Genomic DNA, 21,950 nt, shown 5'->3' on the forward strand with positions numbered 1-21,950 from the left:
AATAGGTCGTACAGAGCTGACGGGAATTTCTTTCCGGACGACCTATTACTTCAGCTTCCCCGTGGGCCGATGTGACCGTGGTTCACTCAGACGGAACCCGTGTGACATTCGGCGAGCAAGCTTCAGTTTGCCCACGAGCGGGTCGCTCAATTTGCCCAGGGGTTGGGTTCCTCGTCGAGGCCCCAGTAGATGCTCTTCTGCCGCGAGTAGGCGGCGATACCGCTGCGCCCCTTCTCCACCCCGAGCCCGCTCTCCTTGACGCCACCGAACGGCGTCGAGATGCTGAACTGCTTGTAGGTGTTGATCCACACGGTGCCGGCCTGGAGTCGGCGGGCGAGTTTCCAGGCGCGGCGGTAGTCGCCCGTCCAGATTCCCGATGCCAGACCGAATACCGAATCATTGGCCTGTGCAACCAGATCCGCGTCGCCGTCGAACGGCAGGACCACGAGGACGGGTCCGAAGATCTCCTCCTGGCAGGTGCGTGAATCGTTGGGGAGCCCGTCGATGATCGTCGGCAGGTAGTACGCGCCGTCGCGGAGCCGTTCGTCGTCGGGGATCGCCCCGCCGCACAGCACTCGTCCGCCCTCTTCGCGAGCGAGGTCGACGTATGCGGCGACGCTGTCGCGGTGCTTGCGGTGGACCATCGGCCCGACCTGGGTGTCGGGGTCGCGGCCGGGTCCGAGTCGCAGTCGCTGCGTCTTGGCCACCAGCTTCTCGAGGAATTCGTCGTAGATGCGGCGGTCGACGAACAGCCGGGATCCGGCGATGCAGCTCTGCCCGGTGGACGAGAAGATCCCGTACATGACGCCGTTCACGGCGGCGTCGAGGTCGGCGTCGTCCAGCACGATCGTCGGCGACTTGCCACCGAGTTCGAGCGACACGGGCATCAGCTTGTCGGCCGCCGCGTGGGCGATGGACCGTCCGGTGTTGGTGCCGCCGGTGAACGTCACCTTCCCGACGTCGGGGTGGGTGACGATGGCGTCGCCGACCACCGAGCCCTTGCCCGGCAGCACCGACAGCAGGCCCTTCGGCAATCCGGTCTGGTCGATGAGCCGCGCCAGTTCCAGCGACACCAGCGGCGTCCACTCGGCGGGCTTGAGGACGACGGCGTTGCCTGCCGCCAGGGCGGGGGCGATCTTCTGCGCGTCGCTGGCCACCGGCGAGTTCCACGGTGCGATGGCGCCGACCACGCCGATGGGCTCGAGAACGCTCATCGTGAGGAAGTTGCCGCGCGGGGTGGTGAGGTCGTCGTCCGCGGTTTCGAGGACGGCGGCGAAGTAGCGGAACGTGCCCGCCGCGCTGCCGACGAGTGCCGTGGTCTCGGCGACCGTCTTGCCGGTGTTGTAGCTCTGCAGCAGCGCGAGCCGGGACGTGTTCGCCTCGATGGCGTCGGCGATGCGGTGCAGGTACTTCGCCCGCTGGTGTGGGAGCAGCGCGCGCCACGCCGGGTCGTCGGCGGCGGCGCGGCCCTTGCGGACCGCCTCGTCGGCGTCGTCGGCGGTGGCCTGGTGGATCACCTGCAGGGTCTCGCCGTTCGACGGGTCCGTGACCGCGAAGGCGGGTCCGTCCGCCTGCCGCCACTGTCCGGCGACGAGGATCCGGTCGGCGACCGGGACGAACGGCAGTGTCTGTGGTGCGGTGTCGAGGATGGTCACTGGGAGATCTCCTCGAGGGTCTTTTCGCGGGTTTCGACGGCGAAGAAGCCGACCACGAGGGCACCGATCATTGCGACCGCGGCAAACATTCCGAAGACGACGGTGAGCGTGCCGCCCCCGTCGAGGATGGCGCCGACGGCGAGGGGGCCGACGATGATGCCGAGGCGTCCGCTCGCTCCGCCGATCGCGCAGCCGATGGCTCGCATCCGGGTCGGGTACAGCTCCGCGGTGTAAACGTAGAGCGCCATGTTGACCGCGAAGACGAACAGGGCGGATCCGGCCGACCAGAACAGGACCTTCGTCGCGGTGTCGGCGCCGGAGGCGGCGAGCAGGAACAGCAGCGACGAGCACAGGACCATCGACGCGGTGATGCAGATGCGGCGACCGAGGTTGTCGATGAGGAACGCGACGAGGATGCAGCCGATCAGGCCGGCGACGCTGGTGACGATGCTGTAGTGCAGGGCGGTGTCGACGCTGACGTCGAATGCGGATCGGTACAGCGTCGGCAGCCACGACGCGATGCCGTAGTTGACGAAGTAGGCGCAGCCCCAGATGGCCGCGAGCATGAGTGTGCGACGCAGGTAGATGCCCCGGAAGGCCTCCGCGAACGTTCCGCGGCGGGTGTCGACGGCGACGGCGGGCAGCGGCTGCGGAGCCGGCAGCGTCTTGCCGTACTTCTCGGTGATCTCGTTCTCGATGCGGGTCATGGCATTGTGCGCGTCTTCGTAGCGGCCGCGGGACGCGAGCCAGCGCGGAGACTCGGGCAGCTTCCACAGCAGCGGCAGGAGCACGACGGGCAGCGCACCGAGCGCGAACAGGATCTTGTAGCCGTAGTTCGGGACCACCCACGCCGACACGATCGCCGACATTACGAGCCCGATCGGGAAGATCACCTCGTAGAGCAGCACGAATCGTCCGCGCTTGTGGGCTTTGGTGATCTCGCCGATGTAGCTCGCCGCGACCGGGACCTCGGCGCCGAGGCCGATACCCTGCACGAATCGGAAGACGAGGAAGAGCATCAGGCTGTCGGTGAACGCCATGCCGAGGCTCATCACAGCGTAGAGCGCGAGCGAGAAAATGATGACGTTGAGCCGGCCGACGCGGTCGGCGAACCAGCCGCCGGCGAGGGCGCCGACGAGCATGCCGATGCCGCCGATGGCGATCACCCAGGCGATGTCGCCGGGGGTCAGGCCCCACTTGGGGATGAGGACGGGGAGGGAGTACGCGATCATCAACTGGTCGAAGCCGTCGAAGAACGTGACGGCGCCGACGATGACGCGGGCCTTGATGTGCCACCTGCTCATCGGCAGGCGTTCGAGTCGGGCGCTGATCATCTCAGCTGTGGCAGCCATGGCGGGCGATACCGTCGTCATGAGCATCCTCAGGGTCGGGTCGAGGCATTTACTTAAGCCCTCAAAGGCTTACCACTAAGATGTAATCTCACGCACATGAGAAACGTCAACCCTTGACTTTGGAAGAAACATGTTATTCACACCTGTGCGTACTTATTAACCTTCCGCGGTTAACAAGTGCTCACGGGTGAGAGAGCCGTCGACTACGCGGTGGACTGCATCCATTCTGCACAGATGCGTGTGGTCGTGTGTCACCAGCAGCGTCGCGACCTCGCGCTCTCGCACGACACCGAGGAGCAGATCCATGATCGCGGCGCCCCGTTCCTGGTCGAGCGCGCTGGTCGGCTCGTCGACGACCAGCAGCGACGGATCGTTCATCAGCGCCCGGGCCAGGTTGACCCGCTGCCGCTGCCCACCCGACAACTGCGCGGGCCTCTTCCCGGCGTGGTCTGCGAGGCCGACGGCGTCGAGCAGGTCGCGAGCCTTCGCGCGCCCTGCCCGCCGCGGTACGAACATCCGCTGCCCGAGATGCGCCATCACCTCCAGTTGTTCGAGGGCCGTCAACGACGACACCAGATTGGACTGCTGGAACACGATGCCGATCCGGTCGCGGCGCAGCGTGGACGCCTCCCGCCGGCTCAGCGCGGTGAGTTCGGTGGCGCCCAGCCGGACGGAGCCCGAGTCGGGCCGGATCAGTGTCGACGCCACCGCGAGGAGCGTCGACTTTCCGGAACCGGACGGACCGGTGATCGCGGCGATCTCACCCCGGCCGAGGGTCAGCGACACCGAGTCGAGGGCGGTGACGCGTCCCGCGCCGTCGGGGTAGGTGAGGGTGACGTCGTCGAGGGTGAGGGCGGGGGTGGTCATCGTGTGCTCCCGAGGGCGGTGAGGGGGTCGGTGGTGAACAGGAAGCGGAGCGCGAACGCGGCGCCGAGGAGGCCCAGCCCGACGAGGGCGGTGGCGGGCAGGACAGTGGTGGAGATGTCGAGCACGAACGGCACGGCGTCGCCGATCATCGACCCGGCCACCGCCGCCGTCCCGACACCGACACCCACGCCGGCGAGCAGGACGACGAGCGCCTGCCCGAGCGCGTCCCGCACGAGCGACCCGGTGGACGCGCCGAGCGCCTTCAACGTCGCGACATCGGGGGTGCGCTGCAGGGTCCACACCGTGAAGAACGCGCCGATCACCAGTGCGGAGATCGCGAACAGCATCACCGTCATCAACGTCAGCGACCCGTTCTCGGAGGTATAGGAGCCGATGGCGGAGAAGGAGTCGGCCACACTTCGGGAGGTCGTCCCCGCGGCGGCGTTCGTGGCGTCGTCCCCGCCGGACACCGCGAGCACCGTCGCCGCACCCCCGCGCGGGTTCGCGTGCTGCCAGTCGGCGAGCGTCATCCACACGGCCGGGCTGTGGCCGTACCAGTCGTCGCCGCGGACCGCGGTCACGGCGAACGTGGAATCGCCGACTGTGACCCTGTCGCCGGCGACGACGCCGAGGGATCGCGCCGCGCCGGCCCCGAGGATCACGGTTCCCGGCGCGGACGGTGCACGGTCGCCCACACCGCCGTCCGCGCCGACCAGTGCCACCCCCTTCGCCGCACCTCCTACTGCCGACGCCGAGCCTCGTCCGACGCCGATCGGCCGCACCGAGTCGGCGCTCCGCCGCCAGACGGCCACCTGCTCGGACGTCAGCACGGACTCGTCGAACGACGGACCGTCGTCGGAGGCGGCGAAGACCACCGACTCCGCGTCGATGCGCTCCACGACGGACACGTTCTGATGACGCAGTCCGGCCGTGAGACCGCTGAGAAACGTGACGAGCAGCGCAATCAGCACCACGACGACGGATATCAGCGCGAAGCGACCACGCGCGGCACGCAGGTCTCTCGATGCGACGAACACAGGTGGTCCTCTCCAGATCACGACCGGCGCCGCAGTCGATGCGGGCCGGGGCGGCGCTCACGGCCTCCGAACTCACCCTGCCCCGGACACGACACGGTTCCATCGCACGTGGGGTGGAATTCTCGGTGGTCGAAGGTCGGGTGCGCGTTCCGACTTTCGATGGATGCCGGGTGCGCTCGCGTCGATAAGCTGGGCGGAGTGCACCGCTCCCCTCTCACGCCCGTGTTCGCGGGACTCCAACTGGGACTGCATGCGCTGATCGCGGCGCTCACTGCAGTCGTGATCTTGCGCGCCGTCCTTCCGGACGCACCACAGGCACCGGCGATCGTGGTGCTGTCGGTGGCGTTTCTCGCGGTGTACGCGGCGGGAGCGACGCGTCGTCTGCGCGGGACGTGGTGGCTCGCAGCGCTGACGGCTCTGTGGGTGGCGCTGATGGTCCTCGCCCCCGACGCCGCCTATCTCGCGTTCGGGCTGTTCTTCCTGTACCTGCATCTGCTGCCGCGACGCTGGGGAGTCCTGGCGGTCGCAGCCGCGACCGTCGTTGCGGTCGTGGGTACCGGAATGCACCGTGGCTGGAGCGTCGCGGGTGTCGTCGGTCCGGTAATCGGTGCGTGCGTCGCGGTGGCGATCGGCCTCGGCTACCGGGCGTTGTACCGGGAGGCTGTCGAGCGCGATCGCCTCATCGACGAATTGACCCGAACCCGAGCCGAACTCGCCGAGCAGGAACGTGCCGCCGGCTCCCTGGCCGAACGTGAGCGGCTCGCACGCGAGATCCACGACACCGTCGCGCAGGATCTGTCGAGCATTCAAATGTTGCTCCACGCCGTCGAACGCGCCGCCCCCGACCACCCCGCCCGGGACCGCATCCGGTTGGCGCGGGAGACGGCCGCCGACAGCCTCGCCGAAACCCGTCAGCTCATCGGCGATCTCACACCCGCCGTCCTCGACGGGCAGTCACTCGTGGACGCGCTCGCGCGGATCTGCACGCAGGCGAGGAGCGACACGTTCGACACCATTGCCGTGGTCGAGGGGGAGCCGGTGCGATTGCCGATGCCCGTCGAGGCGGCGTTGGTGCGGATTGCGCAGGGCGCGGTGTCCAACGTGGTCCGGCACGCACACGCATCCCGGATGGCGGTCACTCTCACCTACTACGAGGACGCAGTCCGGTTGGACGTCGTCGACGACGGCGTCGGCTTCGATGTCGAACTCCTCGACCGTGAACCGTCGAAAGCGTTCGGGCTGAATTCGATTCGCCGACGCGTCGAGCTGCTCGACGGGTCGATGTCGGTGGAGTCGGAACCAGGACTGACCGCGGTCGCGGTGTCGTTCCCGCTCGGGGTCGGCGCATGATCCGACTGCTGCTCGCCGACGACCACGCGATCGTTCGCGCGGGCCTGCGCGCCCTCCTCGAGCACGAGCACGACATCGAGGTGGTCGGCGAGGCTGCCACCGCCGACGCCGCCGTGGCGTTGTGCGCGACGACTCCGGTCGACCTGGTGCTCATGGACCTCCGGTTCGGCGCCGGCACCTCGGGCGTGGACGCCACCCGGAACCTGCGGTCCCTGCCGAACCCACCGCACGTGCTGGTCGTCACCAACTACGACACGGACGCCGACATCCTCGATGCGGTCGCGGCCGGCGCCGCCGGGTATCTCCTGAAGGACACTCCCCCGCCCGAACTCCTCGCCGCCGTCCGCGCGGCGTCGGCCGGCGACAGCGTCCTCTCCCCGGCCGTGGCGTCGAAACTGATGACGCGCGTACGCCGACCTGCCACCAGCCTCAGCCCACGGGAGATCCAGGTGCTGACGTTGGTGGCTGCCGGGCGGTCCAATCGGGAGGTCGGTAAGGAACTCTTTCTCTCCGAGACCACCGTGAAGTCCCATCTCGTCCACATCTTCGGCAAACTCGGCGTCAAGTCCCGGACCTCCGCAATCGCGCGGGCCCGCGAGCTGGGCACCATCCCCAGGTGAGTGGCAATGTGTGCGGACGCACACTTTGCCACTCACATGCGTTTACGCTGGGGAAATGGACCCACCGGCCGTCCGCTACGTGCAGCGGGACGGACATGCGCTGGCATACCAGGTGGTGGGCGCGGGTGAACGCGACGTGGTGTGGCTGTTCGAGATCAACATGCACCTCGACCTCATGTGGACGGACCCACAGATCCACTACCTGATGGAACGGGGCAGCACCTTCGCCCGCACGGTGTACTTCCAGCAGCGGGGGCTGGGGCTGTCCGACCCGGTCGACCACCTGCCGACACTCGAGCAGCAGGCCGACGACATCGTCGCGATCATGGACGAGGTCGGGATGCGGCAGGCCGTGCTGGTCGGGGTGGCCAGCGGGAGCGGTGCCGTCGCACTCGTCGCCGCCCGCTCACCGGAACGGGTCACCGGCGTCGTACTGATCCAGCCGTTCGCGGAACGCCTCCTGGGCGGTGACCACGTCCCCTCCGGCTGGAGCGACGCCGAACGCGACAACTTCGTCGACGAGTGGCGAAAAGCCGCCCAGAACTGGGGGTCGGGCAGCACGGTACCCCTCTGGGATCCCCAGGAGGACTCGGCGTTCAACCGTCGGCTGATGGCGATGCTCGAGCGCAGTTCCGCGACACCTGCGGTCGCACAGGCCCACCTCGAGTGGATCTTTCGGCTCGACTACTCCGACACGTTGCCGTCCATTCAATGCCCGGCGCGGGCGCTGCTGGTCCCCGGCAGTCCGGTGCCGGTGGCCGCCTCGCAGTACGTCGCCGACCACATCCCGGGCGGCAGCTTCCACCTGTTGCCGCCGTCGCCGCCCGGCGCGTCGCTCGGGGAGGCGTGGAAGCCGATCATCGACCACGTCGAGCAGTTGGCCACCGGTGGGCACCCGGCATCCGACGCCGGCCGGTACCTGGCATCCGTACTGTTCACGGACGTCGTCGGGTCCACCGAGGTGCTTGCGCGGATCGGCGACGCCGCCTACCGCGACCTCCGGGCCGCGCACGAGTGGCAGGTCCGCGACGACGTCGAGAAGGCAGGCGGTCGGCTCCTCAACGTCGCCGGCGACGGCACCTTCAGCATCTTCGACGGCCCCGCGTCCGCGGTCCGTTGCGCGCGGGCAGTCGTCGACGGGTCCGCCGAACTCGGGCTCGAGGTGCGGGCCGGCGTCCACACGGGGCAGGTCGAGCGCAACGGTCCCGACGTCAGCGGGATGACCGTCCACATCGGCGCACGCATCGGAGCGACCGCCCGCGCCGGCGAAGTGCTGGTGTCACGTACCGTGCGCGATCTCGTGGTGGGTTCGGGACTGCGGTTCGCCGACGCCGGGGAACACGACCTCAAGGGCGTTCCCGACCGCTGGCCCCTCTACTCCCTCACCGACGCGGACCACGCGCCCCGGACCGTTCCGCGACTCGCGCCGAAGCTGGGCATGATCGACCAGGCCATCCTGCGCACCGCGAAGCGGGCACCGCAGGCACTGCGCGCGCTCGTCGGCGCCGCCAACGCGAGGCAGCGCCGACTGTCCCGCTGACCCCCAGGTGAGTGGCAAAGCGTGCGCCAGCACACTTTGCCACTCACGTCACCTCACACCGCCACGGTGGACCGGCGAGCAGTCGCCTGCTGGACATCGGGCGACGAGTATTTCCGGACGATCGCGACGAGGCAGAGCAGCCCGATCGCTCCTGCGCCGGCGAGGAAGGCGCCGACTCGCCAGGCGTTGGACGCGTCGCCGTTGATGAGCAGCACCATGACCATCGGCGAGAAGCCACCGATGATGGCGGAGATCTGGTAGCCGAGGGAGGCACCGGAGAATCGGATCTCGGGCGGGAACAGTTCCGCGAACAGCGTTCCCTGCGTTCCGGTCTGGAACGACATGACGATCACGGCGCCGAAAACGGCGAGCGCGAACGGCCACAGCGTGCCCTGGCTCGACTGTCCGATCATGAGCCACATGGGAATTCCCCAGAGCAGCATTCCGGCGGTGCCGATTCCGAAGATCAGCTTCCGGCCGTAGATGTCGGAGAGGTATCCGGCCAGCGGGACGAGCGGAATCATCAGAACGCAGGCGGCGAGGATGAAGCCGAGCACGGTCGAGCGTTCGATCCCGAGGTACGTGGTGGCGAACTGCACGGACCCCGTGATCATCGTGTAGAAGAAGATGACGCCGATGGCGTTCGCGCCGGCCGCGGTGAGCACGGTGCCGGGATTGTTGCGCAGCACCTGCAGGATCGGCGACTTCCGGGCGACCGGAGCCTCGGCCAGCTTCTTCGACAGTTCCCGGAATTCGGGGGTCTCCTCCAGGTAGCGGTGGATGAGGAAGGCGACGGGGAGCATCACGAGGCTGATCCAGAACGGGATGCGCCACGCCCAGGCGAGAAACGACTCGGAGTCGAATGCCGCTGTGATGACCAGGAACACGACGTTTCCGAGCACGACGCCGATGGGCACGCCGAGCTGCGCGAAGCTGCCGTAGAACCCGCGGCGTCCGGCGGGCGCGTTCTCGGTGGCGAGGAGGACGGCACCGCCCCATTGCGCTCCGACCGCGAGGCCCTGGCAGATCCGCAGGGTCACGAGAATCGTGGGTGCCAGCCAGACGAGCTGAGTGTTGGGGACGAGGCCGATCAGCGACGTCGCGACGGCCATCATCACGATGGCCGCGACGAGTACCGGTTTGCGCCCCACCTTGTCGCCGAAGTGGCCGGCGAGGACGCCGCCGATGGGCCGGGCGATGAAGCCGACCGCCACCGTCGCGAACGAGTTGAGGGCGGCGACGACCTGACTGTCGGTCGCGAAGAACGTGGTGTTGAAGACGAGTGCGGCTGCGGTCGCGTAGATGAAGAAGTCGTACCACTCGAGTGAGGTCGAGATGGCGGCCGCGAACGAGGCGCGTGCGGCCCGGGGCTTGCCCGCGCGCCGGGTGTCGGAATCGGTGGGCATGGTGGTCTCCTGCTCAGTCTTGGGCAATGGAACCGAATGTGTCTCGGAGAACTCGTTTGAGGATCTTGCCGCTCGGGTTCTTCGGGAGGGAGTCGGCGACGATCACGTACTTGGGCACCTTGTATCCGGCGAGTCGTCCGCGGCAGTGCTCCACGACGTCCTTCTCGTCGAGTTCGACGCCGGCGGCGGGGACCACGACTGCCGCGACCGCCTCGATCCACCGCGGGTGCGGCACCGCGAACACGGCGGCCTCACCCACACCGTCGAGTTCGTAGAGCGTTTCCTCGACCTCCCGGGTAGCGACGTTCTCCCCGCCGGTCTTGATCATGTCCTTCTTGCGGTCGACCACCCACAGGTATCCGTCCTCGTCGAGGTAGCCGAGGTCGCCGGAGTGGAACCACCCGCCCGCGAACGCTTCCGCGGTCTTCTCCGGCTGTCCGAGATAGCCGACGGTGGCGTGCGGGCTGCGGTGCACGATCTCGCCGACCTCGCCCGCCGGAAGCGGCAGGTCCCGGTCGTCCACGATGCGTGTCTCCACGTTGAGGGCGGGTTTGCCCGCCGAACCACCGTGCGTCTCTTGATCCTCCGGCCCGAGGGCCGTCGCGAGTGACGCCATTTCCGTCTGCCCGTAGAAGTTCCACAGCCTGATACCCGGCAACCGGCGGTTCATTTCGCGTAGGACCTCCACCGGCAGCGGCGACGCCCCGTAGTAGCCCTTGCGCAGCGAACTCAGGTCGGTGCCCTCGAATTCCTGCGACTGCAGCAGCGAGATCCACACCGTCGGCGGGCAGAACAGGTTGGTCACCTGCTCCGCCTCGATGGTGCGGAGCAGCACCTGCGGGTCGGGTCCGTCGACGATGATGCTCGTCGCGCCGAGATAGATGTCGGTGCTGAGGAAGTTGTCGAGCTGAGCGCAGTGGTACAGCGGCAGCGCGTGCACCTCCACGTCGTCGCTGCTCATGCCGCCGGTGACGATGCAGCTGATGTACTGCCACATCAGCGACCGGCTGGTGAGCATCGCACCCTTGGGGCGTGATTCGGTGCCCGACGTGTACATGATGCGGACCACGTCGTCGTCCGCCACGAACACCTCGGGCGGCGAACCGAATTCGCCGTCCGCCCAGTCCGCCATAGAACGCCAGCCGTCCGGTGTGGCCGCATCGCCGAGCGGGATCGTCGCCCGCACCCGGACGCTTCCCTTCGATTCCGCGAGTGCCTTCTCGGCAACGGGCACCAGGGCGTCCTCGACGACGAACGCGTCGGCTGCGCAGTCGTCGAGAATGTATCCGATCTCCCCGCCGGTCAGCATGAAGTTGACCGGCACGAGGACCACACCGAGCCGGGCGGTCGCGAAGTTCAGCACGGGGTACTGCCAGCAGTTGTGCGACAACAGTGCGAGCCGGTCGCCCCGCGTCAGCCCCTCGGAGTGCAGCGCAGCCGCGACCCTGTCGATCAGGGTGTCGAATTCGGCGAACGTGAGCCGGACGTCGCGGTGCACGACTGCGAGCTTGTCCGGGTAACGCGCCGCGGAACGCCGTGGAATGTCGCCGATGCTCTGCTGCCGGGCGCGCGTGCTGTCGTCGTTCACCCGCGGACTTCTTTCAGTACCGGGGTGGCGGCGAACTCGGCGCGGGCGAGGGAGCGGCGGTGCACCTGGTCGGGGCCGTCGGCGATCTGCAGGAACCGGGCCTGCGCGTACAGCACCGGCAGGATCGTGTCCTGCGACAGGCCGGCGCCGCCGAAGACTTGCATCGCGTCGTCGACGATCTGCTTGACCGTCAGCGGGACCATCACCTTGGCGGCGGCGATGTCGTGGCGGGCCGCCTTCGTGCCCTCGACGTCCATCCGCCAGGCGGCCCGCAGCACCAGCAGCCGGGCGGCGTCGAGGTGGATCCGCGCGTCCGCGACGGTCGCCTGCACGACGCCCTCGTCGGCGAGGGGCCTGCCGAACGCCACACGGGTGCGGGCGCGTTCGGTCATCAGCGCAATCGCCCGCTCGGCCATGCCGATCAACCGCATGCAGTGGTGGATGCGCCCCGGACCGAGGCGGGCCTGCGCGACCGCGAAGCCCTTGCCGCGCGGTCCGAGGAGGTTCGCCTTGGGGACGCGGACCTTGTCGAAGACGACCTCGCCGTGCCCGCCCTCGTGGCGGTCGGTGAAGCCGAGCACCGTGGTGGACCGGACGATGGTCAAACCGGGGGTGTCCATGGGAACGAGGACGATGCTGTGCCGGTTGCCGACCGGGGCGCCTGGGTCGGTGACGCCCATGACCATTGCCACCCGGCAGTCGTCGCGCAGGGCCGCGGTGGACCACCACTTGCGGCCGGTCAGCACCCAGTCGTCGCCGTCCTCGGCGATCTCGAACCGGACGTTGTTGGCGTCCGAGCTCGCGACGTCGGGTTCGGTCATCGAGAAGCACGACCGGAACTCGCCCGCGAGCAGGGGTTCGAGCCATTCCCGCTTCTGCTCGTCGGTGCCGTACAGGTGCAGCAATTCCATGTTGCCGGTGTCCGGGGGGTTGCAGTTGAACGTCTCGGGCGCGATCAGCGGGCTCCAGCCGGTGAGTTCCGCCAGGGGCGCGTATTCGAGGTTCGTCAGGCCCGCACCCTCGCGCGCGGGCAGGAAGAGATTCCACAGGCCCTCGCGCTTCGCGGCCGCCTTCAGGTCGGCCACGATCGGCGGCGCACCCCAGTGGTCCGGCTTGGAGGCCAGTTGCTCCTCGGCGATCGCCTCGGCAGGCAGCACCCGCTCCTGCATGAACTTCGTCAGCTTCGCTTGCAGTTCCAGCACTTTCGGGCTGTAGTCGAAATCCACTTCCGTGGCTCCAATCTGTTCGGTGGTGCCGCGGTCAGCGGCGGAGTTCGGACACGGGCGACGCGGCGGCGAGGTCGAGCGCGCGCTGCAACAGCGGGCCGATCATGTCGCCGACGTCGTCGAAACCCCCACCGACGGTGTCGCCCTGTGCGTGCCGGGCGTTGATGCCCTCGAGGATGACGGCGATCTTGAAGTCGGCGAACACCGTGTACCAGTCGATGTCGGGGATCTCGATGCCGCGCTGCGTGGCGTAGCGGTCGAGAAGTTCGGCACGGGTGGGGAATCCGTCGAGCCGGGCGAGCCCCTTGGTCACCGGGTTGTCGACTGCGCCGGGCTGGTCCCAGAAGCTCAGCATGATCCCGACGTCGGCGAGGGTGTCACCGAGCGTGGCCATTTCCCAGTCGAGAACGGCGACGATCTTCCCGGCGTCGACGCGGGAGGCGAGCACGTTGTCGAGTTTGACGTCGCCGTGGACGATGCCCGGGAAGTGCGAGGTGGGCAGAGCCCGGCGCAGCTTGTCGAGCAGCAGCGACACCTCCGGGCGGTCGGTGGTGCGCGAGGCCTCCCACTGCCGGGCCCAGCGGTCGAGTTGACGTTCGAGGTATCCGTCGGGGCGGCCGAACGAGCCGAGCCCGACCGCGTCGGGGTCGACGCCGTGCAGTGCGGCCAGGGTGTCGGCGAGGTCGAGTCCGAGCCGGCGACGGTCGTCCGGGGTGAGTGCCGACGCCTGCTCGACGGTTCCGACGGGCGTTCCGTCCACCAGTTCCATGAGGTAGAACGACGCGCCGAGCACGCCCTTGTCCTCGCACAGCAGCACCGCGTCGGGCACCGGGACGGCCGTTCCCGCCAGTCCCCTGATCACGGTGAACTCGCGCTTCATGTCGTGCGCGCTGGGCAGGACGTGCCCGTACGGGGGCCGCCGCAGAACCCACGTCCGGTCGGCGTCGGCGACGCGGTAGGTGGGGTTCGATCGGCCGCCGCTGATCAGCGAGACGGCGAGGTCGCCGCGCACCCCGCCGTCGAGTGCGTCGTCGAGGTAGTGGGCGAGAGCGGTGAGATCGACGCCGGCCGAATCCTCCCGGTCCTCGTGGGTGTCCGCTTCGGCGTGGGACGTCGTCATCCGCTGCGTCCTTTCGAGTACTTCGATTTCAGCCAAACGCTCGTTCGGCCAGTTCTCATCATCAACTGAGCGAGCGCCGGAAGTCAATATCCTCGTATGCAGCAGTTAGGTACGAACAATTGCCGAGAACGGCCCGCCAGCCGAACGCCTTGCCAATCGATCGTTCGCTTGGCATGATCCACGAGAAGTGATGCACGTCTCATCCGCCTCCGAAAGGTCAGGACACCTATGACGGACCAGTTGACCGGGTCTGCTGCCACCACCGAATGGGGGACCGAAGACCGCGTCCGAGCGCGCCGCGCCGCGATCGCGGGCGGGGTGGGCACCCTGATCGAGTACTACGACTTCAGCCTGTACGGCTACCTCGCGATCGTGATGGCCCCGCTCTTCTTCCCCAGCAGCGACCCGGCCACCGCGCTGCTGTCCGCTCTCGCCGTGTTCGGCACCGCCTACCTCATGCGTCCGCTCGGGGGCATCGTGTTCGGACACATCGGCGACCGGTTCGGGCGGAAGAAGGCCCTCCTCGCGACGCTCGTCTGCATGGGCCTGGGCAGCATGGCGATGGGATTCCTGCCCACTCACGCGCAAGCGGGGATCTGGGCCACCGTGCTGCTCGTCGTCGTGCGGATGGTCCAGGGATTCTCGGCAGGCGGCGAGGTCGGCGGCTCGGCCACGTTCATCTCCGAATCCGCGCCGCGACATCTCAAGGCCACCTACGGGGCGTTCACCCCACTCGGATCCACGATGGGATTCGCGATGGCCGCAGCGGTCGCGGGCACGGTGTCGGCGCTGACCACCGACGCGCAACTCGAGAGCTGGGGATGGCGGGTCCCGTTCCTGCTCGCGTTGCCGCTGACGCTGCTCTGCCTGTGGGCCCGCACCCGGGTCGAGGAGACGCACGGCGAGGACGCTGATTCCGGAGCGGTCCAGGCGCCCGTCGTCGCCGTCTTCCGGCGGCAGCCGCTCGCCCTCCTGCAGTCGGTCGGAATCAGTCTGGCGTGCAACGGAACCGCGTACATCGGACTCACCTACATGAGCATCCATCTCATGAAGAGCCTCGGCTACGAACGCACCCCGGTCTATTGGATCGCGACCGGCGTCATCGGTGTCGTCGCGCTGGCGATGCCGCTCGGGGGCATGCTCGCCGACCGCATCGGACGGTTGCGGTTCACCGTGATCAGCCTCGCCGGTTTCGCGATCATCACCTACCCCGCCATGGCCGTCATGCACCACAGCCTGTGGATCGCCGCGATCGCCTACCTGCTGATCATGGTCAACACCGTCGGAACCCAGGTCGGCTCGTACACGCTGATGCCGCTGCTGTTCGACAAGGACGTCCGCTTCACCGGTGTCGCCATGGGCTGGAACCTCGGCGTCGTCATCGCCGGTGGCACCGCCCCCTTCGTCGCCGTCTGGCTTGTGGAGAAGACCGGAAACGTCCTCTCCCCTGCCGTTTTCGTGATCGTGGCTGCAGTCGTCGGACTGATCTCGGTGGCCGGTGTGGCCCGCCGCTCCAAGGTCGCGCAGGAGCAACTCGGCTGACGGCCGGACAGTGTCACCCCTCGAGATCCAACACGAATTGGAGTATTCATGTATCCCGGCGCTCATGCTGCCACCACCCCCGACAAGCCGGCCGTGATCATGGCAGGCACCGGGCAGACGGTCACCTTCGCCGAACTCGAGTCCCGCTCGATCCGGATCGCCCGCCACCTGCACGCACTCGGTCTGCGCCGCGGAGATCACGTCGCGGTGCTGGCTACGAACACTCCCGCGATCTTCGACATCTATTGGGCGGCCATGCGTTCCGGTCTCTACCTCACGATGGCGAACTGGCACCTCACGCCGTCCGAGGTCGCCTACATCGTCGAGGATTGCGGTGCCAGAGCATTGATCGTCGACGCCGCACTCGACGCGGTTGCGCGTGAACTCCCCGCCCTCACCCCGGCCACCGAGCACCGGCTCGCGTTCGGGGGAACGATCCCCGGCTACGACTCCCTCGACACCGCCGCGGCCGCGGAGTCGGACGTCCCGCTCCCCGACCAGCCCCGCGGGGCGGACATGCTGTATTCCTCCGGCACGACCGGTCGCCCGAAGGGCATCAAACCGGAACTGCCCGCACGGCAGATCCAGGAACCCGGCGACACCATGACCGGCATGAACGCGACGGTATGGGGTGTCACGCCGGACACCGTCTACCTCTCACCCGCCCCGCTGTATCACGCCGCACCGCTCCGCACCTGCGCGTCGGTGCAGGCCCTCGGCGGCACCGTCGTCGTGATGGACCGCTTCGACGCCGAGCAGGCGCTCGCGTATGTCGAGCAGTACCGCGTCACCTACAGCCAGTGGGTACCGACGATGTTCGTCCGCATGCTGAAGCTGCCCGCCGAGACCCGGCAGAAGTACGACGTCTCCAGCCTGCGCGTCGCCGTGCACGCTGCAGCCCCGTGCCCGGTGGAGGTGAAGCGGCAGATGATCGAGTGGTGGGGTCCGATCCTGTCGGAGTACTACTCGTCCACCGAACTCAACGGCATGACCCTCGTGAATTCGGACGAATGGCTCCGCAAGCCCGGCACCGTCGGCCGCGCCGCGCTCGGCGTCGCACACATCTGCGGCGACGACGGTGCCGACCTCGCACCGGGCGAGATCGGCACCCTCTATTTCGAGCGGGACACCCTGCCGTTCGAATATCACAACGCCCCCGCGAAGACCCGCGGCGCCCAGCACCCGCAACACCCGACGTGGACCACCACCGGCGACGTCGGCTACCTCGACGAGGACGGATATCTCTTCCTCACCGACCGGAAGTCGTTCATGATCATCTCCGGCGGCGTCAACATCTATCCGCAGGAGATCGAGAACACCCTCACCGAACACCCCGCCGTCCTCGACGTGGCGGTGATCGGGATCCCCGACGAGGAGATGGGTGAATCGGTGCTGGCCGTGGTCCAGACCGTTCCGGGGGTGACCGGGGACGACGCGCTGGCCGGCGAACTCCTCGACCACGTGCGGTGCCGGCTCGCCCGGTTCAAGGTCCCGCGGAACGTCGTCTTCAGCGACGACCTCCCCCGCACCCCCACCGGGAAACTCGTCAAGGGCACGCTACGAGAGCGCTACTCAGCCGGGGTTCACGCCTGAACCGTCAGCCGTCGGCGGCCGGTTCGTCCCGGCGCCGGCGGTCGAGGAATACCGCGATCGTGAGGACGATCAGTCCGGCGACGCCGAGGAGGGCGCCGACGGCGGCCGGGGCGGTGTAGCCGTATCCGGCCGCGATCACGACACCACCGATCCACGCACCACCCGCGTTGGCGAGGTTGAACGCGCCGTGGATCAGCGTCGACGCGAGCGTCTTCGCGTCACCCGCCGCGTCCATCAGCCGCGACTGGACGGCAGGGAAGATCGCCGTCACCGCCATCCCGATGAAGAACAGCACGATCAGCGCCGTCACCGGGTTGTGGGCGGCGACGATGAACAGCGCGAGGACGCAGATCAGGGCGATCATGCACCCGAACAGCCCGGGCACCACCGCGTTGTCGGCGATGCGGCCACCCACGACGTTGCCGAGGATCATTCCCGAACCGAACAGCATCAACGCCACCGGAACCATCGCGTGCGGCAACCCGGACACGTCGGTGAGCGTCGAACTGATGTACGTGTACACCGCGAACGAGCCGCCGAACCCGACCGTCGCGAAGATCAGCGTCATCCACACCTGCACCCGGCTCAGCGCCCCGAGTTCGGCCACCGGGTTGCTCACGTGCACCCCGGCCAGCGGCGGGACGAGGCGGGCCAACGCCACCAGCGTCACGATTCCGATGATCACCACGAGCACGAACGCGGACCGCCAGCCCAGGATCTGACCGAAGAACGCCGTCGCAGGCACCCCGACCACGTTCGCGACCGACAGACCCATCATCACGGTTGCGACCGCCTTGGCACGCTTGCCCGGTTCCGCAAGGTGCGCGGCGACCAGCGCTGCGACCCCGAAGTAGGCACCGTGGGGCAGCCCGGCGAGGAACCGGGCCGCCAGCAGCGACTCGTACCCGGGGGCGAGCGCGGTCGCGAGATTGCCGACGACGAACGTGGCCATCAACGCGATGAGCAGGGTGCGCCGCTCGACGCGCGCGGCCAGCGCTGCGATCGTGGGCGCCCCGACGACGACGCCGAGCGCGTACGCGGAGACGAAGTGCCCGGCAACCGGCTCCGACACCCCGGTCCCCGCGGCCATCGCCGGCAACAGGCCCATGGACGCGAATTCCGTTGTGCCGATACCGAACCCGCCGAGGGCAAGCGCCAGCATCGCGCCCCGCCGACTCGGTGACGGAATCCGCGGACGCAGAGACGGACGAGCGGTGACCGCAGGTTCGGTGAGGTGAACTGCAGGCGGCGTCATGGCAGCAAGACTCCCGTCGGGCTGATCGTAGGATCGGCGAGCACGTCCAATGGACTCGCCTGAGGATGAACCGGGCCGAGATAGTGGCACACCGGCTCGTACCAGTATGGGCGAGGCCGCAAGCGAATTAACAATTCACGCGGGGGTGATTCCACTCACCGGCGCGGTGTGTGGGTGCGTCGCCGTGACCTGGGGCGACGCACCGGAGCAGAGCGACCTACGTCACGTGATGTGTTCGAGGATCACCGTGTGCACGTGGTGGGCCTTGTCCATGCCGCGGAAGTCGGCCTCGTACGTGGTGTCGGCGACGTCGAGGGCGATGCTGCTGGAGGAGAAGAACTGGCCGGCCCACGACTTGTTGCTGAGGAACGAGACCGAGCGGATGTTCTTGTACGGGATGGACGTGATCGCGGTGCGCTTGCCGACGAAGCTCTTGTCCTGGATCACGACGCGGAGGTTCGTGATCCCGAGGAAGCCGGTGCCCGCGCCGATGCAGTCGTACACGGCGATGATCGACTCGCCGGGGAGGATGCCCTGCTGGACCTGCTTCAACTGTTCCGACTTGTCGAAGATCGGGTCGGTCATGGTTCCTCCTTCGACGGCGGTCCAGGCCTGTCCATCTTCGCAGAAACTTCGTCGAACGTGACGTGGATGCCCTCGTGCGGTACCGCGCGTTGCGCCTTCGCCTGGTCGGTGAACGTCCGTCTGTCCCCCTCCACGAGGTCGGCCTTGTCCGTGAACGGCCCGAGCAACGCCCGCGGGTGCAGCCTGTCGACGCGGACGACGTTGATCTCCACGCACACCACGATCGCCGCGGCGGCCAGGAACAGGAACGCCAGCAACCCCAGCACGACGGCGAACACCCCGTTCGTCACGGACGCCGTGCTCACCACCTTGCTCACGTAGTACGCACCGAACGATTGGAGCACCTGCCACACCACGGCTGCTGCGACTGCGCCGGGCGCGACGTCGGCGACGGACAGCGGCCGGGCAGTGGCGAGCCGGAAGGCGAGGATGAAGATCGCGGAGTTGATCGTGATCGCGGCGAGCATGAGAAGCACGGTGAACGATCCGGACAGGTGCGTCGCGGCGCCGACCGCCGCCACCGCGGCCGTGCCGAGGACGGCGAGTCCGATCGTGCCGAGCAACAGCAGACCCCGCAACCGGCCTCGGATCGGGTCGGGCCGCATGTTGCGGGGCACCGACCACGCCGTGTTCATCGCGTTCTGGCTGGCCAGTGCGACCCCGAGTCCGCCGTAGAGGGCGCCGACGAGTCCGATCACCAGACCCGTCACGCCGCCGCCGATCCGGTGCGGGTCGGCCAGGTCGGCTCCGATGACCGGGAACTGGCTCAGCGCCGAGTCGATGATGTCCTGCTGCAGTTCGGGATGTCCCGACAGCACGAACCCGAGCACCGTCGACAGCAGAAGCAGGAGGGGAAACAGCGAGATGAACCCGTAGTAGGCGATCAACGCCGCGAGGTACACACCCTGGTCGTCGAGAAATTTGTACGTGACGGCGATCGGGAAACCCATCGCCGGGTATTTCTGCTGGAGAGCGTCGAGCCGTCTGGCGAACTTCATCTCACGCTCCGTTTCCGCGGCGACCGCTGCCCCGATTCTGCCCGGGACGCGGCGGCGGCGATCAGACGGTCGGTTTCACCATCGCGAGGGCGAGGTCGGCGTAGCGCTCGGCGAGTTCCTCGGGCTTCAGCGGACCGTCGGCGTGCCACCAGGTGCACACCGACTGGCCCATGTTGATGATGCCGCGGACGGCGTCCCGCGGGAATTCGGTCGCGAAGTCGCCCTCCTCGACACCACGCTCGACGACGTCGCGGAAGAGGTGTTCCTGTTCGTCGCGGAGGGCCACGACGAGCCGGCGGCCGGCGTCGTCGAGGCTGCGTATCTCGGTGGCGCCGACCATCGCGTCCAGCTGGCGGGTGGTGTGGAACATGACCCACGCCCGCATCAGCGCCTGCAACTGGTCGGCGGGGGCGCCACCCGAGCGCAGCAGCGCACCGCGCGTCATGGCGATGGCGTCGTGAAGTGCGCGCACCATGATGTCCTGCAGGATCTCCTGCTTCGACGCGAAGTGGTGGTAGATCGAGGCGACGGTGATGTCGGCGCCGCGGGCGATGTCCCGCATGGACGTGCCGTGATAGCCGCGTTCGTTCATGTTGGCCACCGCGGAGTCGAGGATCACCTGCCGCCCGGTACCCGTGCTCACGGCGGCCACCTTTGCAGCGCACATCCCTCGGTCTCCGTCCCCGCTCCGATCGTCACACGACCACTCCAGGGTAGTGGGTCCCGTCACAGAACCCGCTCTAGCGATCGTTCGGTAACAATGTCATGCTGGTGCGGTGGATCACATCGGACTCGCCGTCGCGGACGGTATCGCGACGATCACCCTGAACCGGCCCGACCAGCTCAACGCGTTCACCACCACCATGGAGAACGAACTGATCGCCGCCTACGACCAGCTCGACGCGGACGACTCCGTCCGGGCGATCGTGCTCACCGGAGCCGGACGAGCGTTCTGCGCGGGCGCAGACCTGTCGGCCGGTGCCGCCACGTTCGATCACTGGCAGGACGAGGACGAGGACGCCGACGCCCGCCGCGACGGTGGCGGCCGCGTGGTGCTCCGGATGTTCGAATCCCGCAAACCGATCATCGCCGCGATCAACGGACCGGCCGTGGGAGTGGGCATCACGATGACCCTCGCCGCAGACTTCCGCCTCGCCGCCGACGACGCCCGCATCGGATTCGTCTTCAACCGCCGCGGCATCGTCCCCGAGTCCTGCTCGACCTGGTTCCTGCCGCGCCTCGTCCCCCTGCAGACGGCCCTCGACTGGGTGTACTCCGGCCGGGTGTTCCCCGCCACGGAGGCCTTCGACGCCGGCCTCGTGTACAAGCTGTACCCGCGTGAATCCCTGCTCGACGAGGCGTACGCGCTGGCCCGGAGCCTGACCGAGCACTCCGCCCCGGTGTCGGTGGCGCTGTCGCGCCAGATGATGTGGCGGGCACTCGGCGCCGAGCACCCGATGATCGCGCACCGCGTCGAGACACGCGGGATCAACATCCGCGGCATCGGGCCGGACGCGCGCGAAGGCATCTCCGCGTTCCTCGAGAAACGGCCCGCCGTGTTCCCCGACAGCGTCCGCGACGACCTGCCGGACGTGTTCGGCGAAGACCTTCCGACCCCGGCGTTCCGCGGATGACCGCCGCACTGCCTGCCCGCCCCGGCGTCGTCGACCGCTGGCACCACGTCGTCGAACACCGCGACCTCGCCGCCCTCGACGCCCTGATCGCCGACGACGCCGTGTTCTCCTCCCCCGCGGTGTTCACTCCGCAGGAAGGGAAGGCGAAGGTCCTGGCGTATCTCGGCGCCGCCCTGACCGTGTTCGACGGCACCGGTTTCCACTACGTCGAGGAGTGGTACGGCGACCGTTCGGCGGTCCTGGAATTCGCCACCGAACTCGACGGCATCCACGTCAACGGCATCGACCTCTTCCACTGGAACGACCGCGACCAGATCACGTCGTTCAAGGTGATGGTCCGCCCCGTGAAAGGCCTGCAGGCGCTCATCCCCCTGATGGCCGCCCAGCTCTCCCAGTCGTAAACCACTGCATCGTCGTACACCACTGCATCAAGGAGAAATTCATGAGCCTGCCCCCCATCCTGCAAGACCGGCTTCGCCTGCCCGTGGTCGCGTCGCCGATGTTCATCGTCTCAGGTCCCGACCTGGTGATCGCCCAGTCGACGTCGGGCATCGTCGGATCGTTCCCCTCCCTGAACGCCCG

The 21,950-nt window shown here is 68.1% G+C and carries 19 protein-coding genes and 1 pseudogene; 8 read left to right on the plus strand and 12 right to left on the minus strand.

What is annotated here, in order from left to right:
• Positions 1–146: 146 nt before the first annotated feature.
• From AZG88_RS31070 to AZG88_RS31085, 4 genes are all read right to left on the minus strand, one after another.
• The gene (locus AZG88_RS31070; protein WP_061700041.1) at positions 147–1,655 is read right to left on the minus strand and encodes an aldehyde dehydrogenase; all 1,509 of its coding nucleotides are present in this window, start codon (positions 1,653–1,655) and stop codon (positions 147–149) included.
• The gene (locus tag AZG88_RS31075; protein WP_005248931.1) at positions 1,652–3,034 is read right to left on the minus strand and encodes an MFS transporter; all 1,383 of its coding nucleotides are present in this window, start codon (positions 3,032–3,034) and stop codon (positions 1,652–1,654) included. The genes AZG88_RS31070 and AZG88_RS31075 overlap by 4 nt, the downstream gene beginning before the upstream one ends.
• Positions 3,035–3,163: 129 nt before the next feature.
• Positions 3,164–3,874, minus strand: coding sequence for an ABC transporter ATP-binding protein (locus AZG88_RS31080; protein ID WP_061700042.1), 711 nt, complete (start codon positions 3,872–3,874; stop codon positions 3,164–3,166).
• Positions 3,871–4,911, minus strand: a complete 1,041-nt coding sequence (locus tag AZG88_RS31085; RefSeq protein ID WP_061700043.1) for an ABC transporter permease — start codon at positions 4,909–4,911, stop codon at positions 3,871–3,873. The genes AZG88_RS31080 and AZG88_RS31085 overlap by 4 nt, the downstream gene beginning before the upstream one ends.
• Positions 4,912–5,109: 198 nt before the next feature.
• Between AZG88_RS31085 and AZG88_RS31090 the strand changes: the two genes are divergently transcribed.
• Genes AZG88_RS31090 through AZG88_RS31100 form a run of 3 tightly spaced genes read left to right on the plus strand, consistent with a single transcriptional unit; the run spans position 5,110 to position 8,421 of the window.
• Positions 5,110–6,261: a sensor histidine kinase gene (locus AZG88_RS31090; protein WP_197487964.1), complete on the plus strand. Its 1,152-nt coding sequence runs from the start codon at positions 5,110–5,112 to the stop codon at positions 6,259–6,261.
• The gene (locus AZG88_RS31095) at positions 6,258–6,881 is read left to right on the plus strand and encodes a response regulator (protein ID WP_005248935.1); all 624 of its coding nucleotides are present in this window, start codon (positions 6,258–6,260) and stop codon (positions 6,879–6,881) included. Before AZG88_RS31090 ends, AZG88_RS31095 begins: the two co-directional genes overlap by 4 nt.
• 55 nt (positions 6,882–6,936) lie before the next feature.
• Entirely contained in the window at positions 6,937–8,421 is a 1,485-nt protein-coding gene (locus AZG88_RS31100; protein ID WP_061700045.1) for an adenylate/guanylate cyclase domain-containing protein, read from the plus strand.
• Between the two features lie 53 nt (positions 8,422–8,474).
• Here the strand turns inward: AZG88_RS31100 and AZG88_RS31105 are convergent, their stop codons facing one another.
• Genes AZG88_RS31105 through AZG88_RS31120 form a run of 4 tightly spaced genes read right to left on the minus strand, consistent with a single transcriptional unit; the run spans position 8,475 to position 13,761 of the window.
• Positions 8,475–9,827, minus strand: coding sequence for an MFS transporter (locus AZG88_RS31105; RefSeq protein ID WP_061700046.1), 1,353 nt, complete (start codon positions 9,825–9,827; stop codon positions 8,475–8,477).
• A gap of 13 nt (positions 9,828–9,840) precedes the next feature.
• A complete protein-coding gene (locus tag AZG88_RS31110; RefSeq protein WP_061700047.1) occupies positions 9,841–11,415 on the minus strand; it encodes an acyl-CoA synthetase in 1,575 nt (524 codons plus the stop codon).
• Positions 11,412–12,641, minus strand: coding sequence for an acyl-CoA dehydrogenase family protein (locus AZG88_RS31115; RefSeq protein WP_061041742.1), 1,230 nt, complete (start codon positions 12,639–12,641; stop codon positions 11,412–11,414). Before AZG88_RS31115 ends, AZG88_RS31110 begins: the two co-directional genes overlap by 4 nt.
• 34 nt (positions 12,642–12,675) lie before the next feature.
• Positions 12,676–13,761, minus strand: coding sequence for a phosphotransferase family protein (locus AZG88_RS31120; RefSeq protein ID WP_061700048.1), 1,086 nt, complete (start codon positions 13,759–13,761; stop codon positions 12,676–12,678).
• Between the two features lie 228 nt (positions 13,762–13,989).
• On the opposite strand from AZG88_RS31120, the gene AZG88_RS31125 reads away from it, so the two are divergent.
• Positions 13,990–15,303 (plus strand): MFS transporter, encoded by a 1,314-nt coding sequence (locus tag AZG88_RS31125; RefSeq protein WP_061700049.1) that lies wholly within the window; start codon positions 13,990–13,992, stop codon positions 15,301–15,303.
• Between the two features lie 48 nt (positions 15,304–15,351).
• Entirely contained in the window at positions 15,352–16,896 is a 1,545-nt protein-coding gene (locus AZG88_RS31130) for an acyl-CoA synthetase (RefSeq protein WP_061700050.1), read from the plus strand.
• Between the two features lie 4 nt (positions 16,897–16,900).
• Here AZG88_RS31130 and AZG88_RS31135 read toward each other — a convergent pair whose 3' ends face one another.
• The 4 genes from AZG88_RS31135 to AZG88_RS31150 form a co-directional block, all read right to left on the minus strand.
• On the minus strand, positions 16,901–18,151 hold the full coding sequence (locus AZG88_RS31135) for an MFS transporter (RefSeq protein ID WP_082764473.1): 1,251 nt from the start codon (positions 18,149–18,151) through the stop codon (positions 16,901–16,903).
• A gap of 222 nt (positions 18,152–18,373) precedes the next feature.
• Positions 18,374–18,736, minus strand: a complete 363-nt coding sequence (locus AZG88_RS31140; protein WP_005254778.1) for a PH domain-containing protein — start codon at positions 18,734–18,736, stop codon at positions 18,374–18,376.
• On the minus strand, positions 18,733–19,734 hold the full coding sequence (locus AZG88_RS31145) for a YihY/virulence factor BrkB family protein (RefSeq protein ID WP_061700051.1): 1,002 nt from the start codon (positions 19,732–19,734) through the stop codon (positions 18,733–18,735). The genes AZG88_RS31140 and AZG88_RS31145 overlap by 4 nt, the downstream gene beginning before the upstream one ends.
• Before the next feature lie 61 nt (positions 19,735–19,795).
• Positions 19,796–20,401 carry a TetR/AcrR family transcriptional regulator gene (locus AZG88_RS31150; RefSeq protein ID WP_005248945.1) on the minus strand — a complete coding sequence of 202 codons (606 nt, stop codon included), beginning with the start codon at positions 20,399–20,401 and terminating at the stop codon, positions 19,796–19,798.
• Between the two features lie 109 nt (positions 20,402–20,510).
• Here AZG88_RS31150 and AZG88_RS31155 point away from each other — a divergent pair, with 109 nt between their 5' ends.
• The 3 genes and pseudogenes from AZG88_RS31155 to AZG88_RS52085 form a co-directional block, all read left to right on the plus strand.
• Positions 20,511–21,368, plus strand: a complete 858-nt coding sequence (locus AZG88_RS31155) for a crotonase/enoyl-CoA hydratase family protein (RefSeq protein WP_061700052.1) — start codon at positions 20,511–20,513, stop codon at positions 21,366–21,368.
• Positions 21,365–21,769, plus strand: coding sequence for a nuclear transport factor 2 family protein (locus tag AZG88_RS31160; protein WP_005248947.1), 405 nt, complete (start codon positions 21,365–21,367; stop codon positions 21,767–21,769). The genes AZG88_RS31155 and AZG88_RS31160 overlap by 4 nt, the downstream gene beginning before the upstream one ends.
• 41 nt (positions 21,770–21,810) lie before the next feature.
• Positions 21,811–21,950: pseudogene (locus AZG88_RS52085) on the plus strand (NAD(P)H-dependent flavin oxidoreductase); the annotation flags it as partial.

The organism is Rhodococcus sp. LB1 (assembly GCF_001583455.1).
Taxonomy (GTDB): Bacteria; Actinomycetota; Actinomycetes; order Mycobacteriales; family Mycobacteriaceae; genus Rhodococcus_F; species Rhodococcus_F opacus.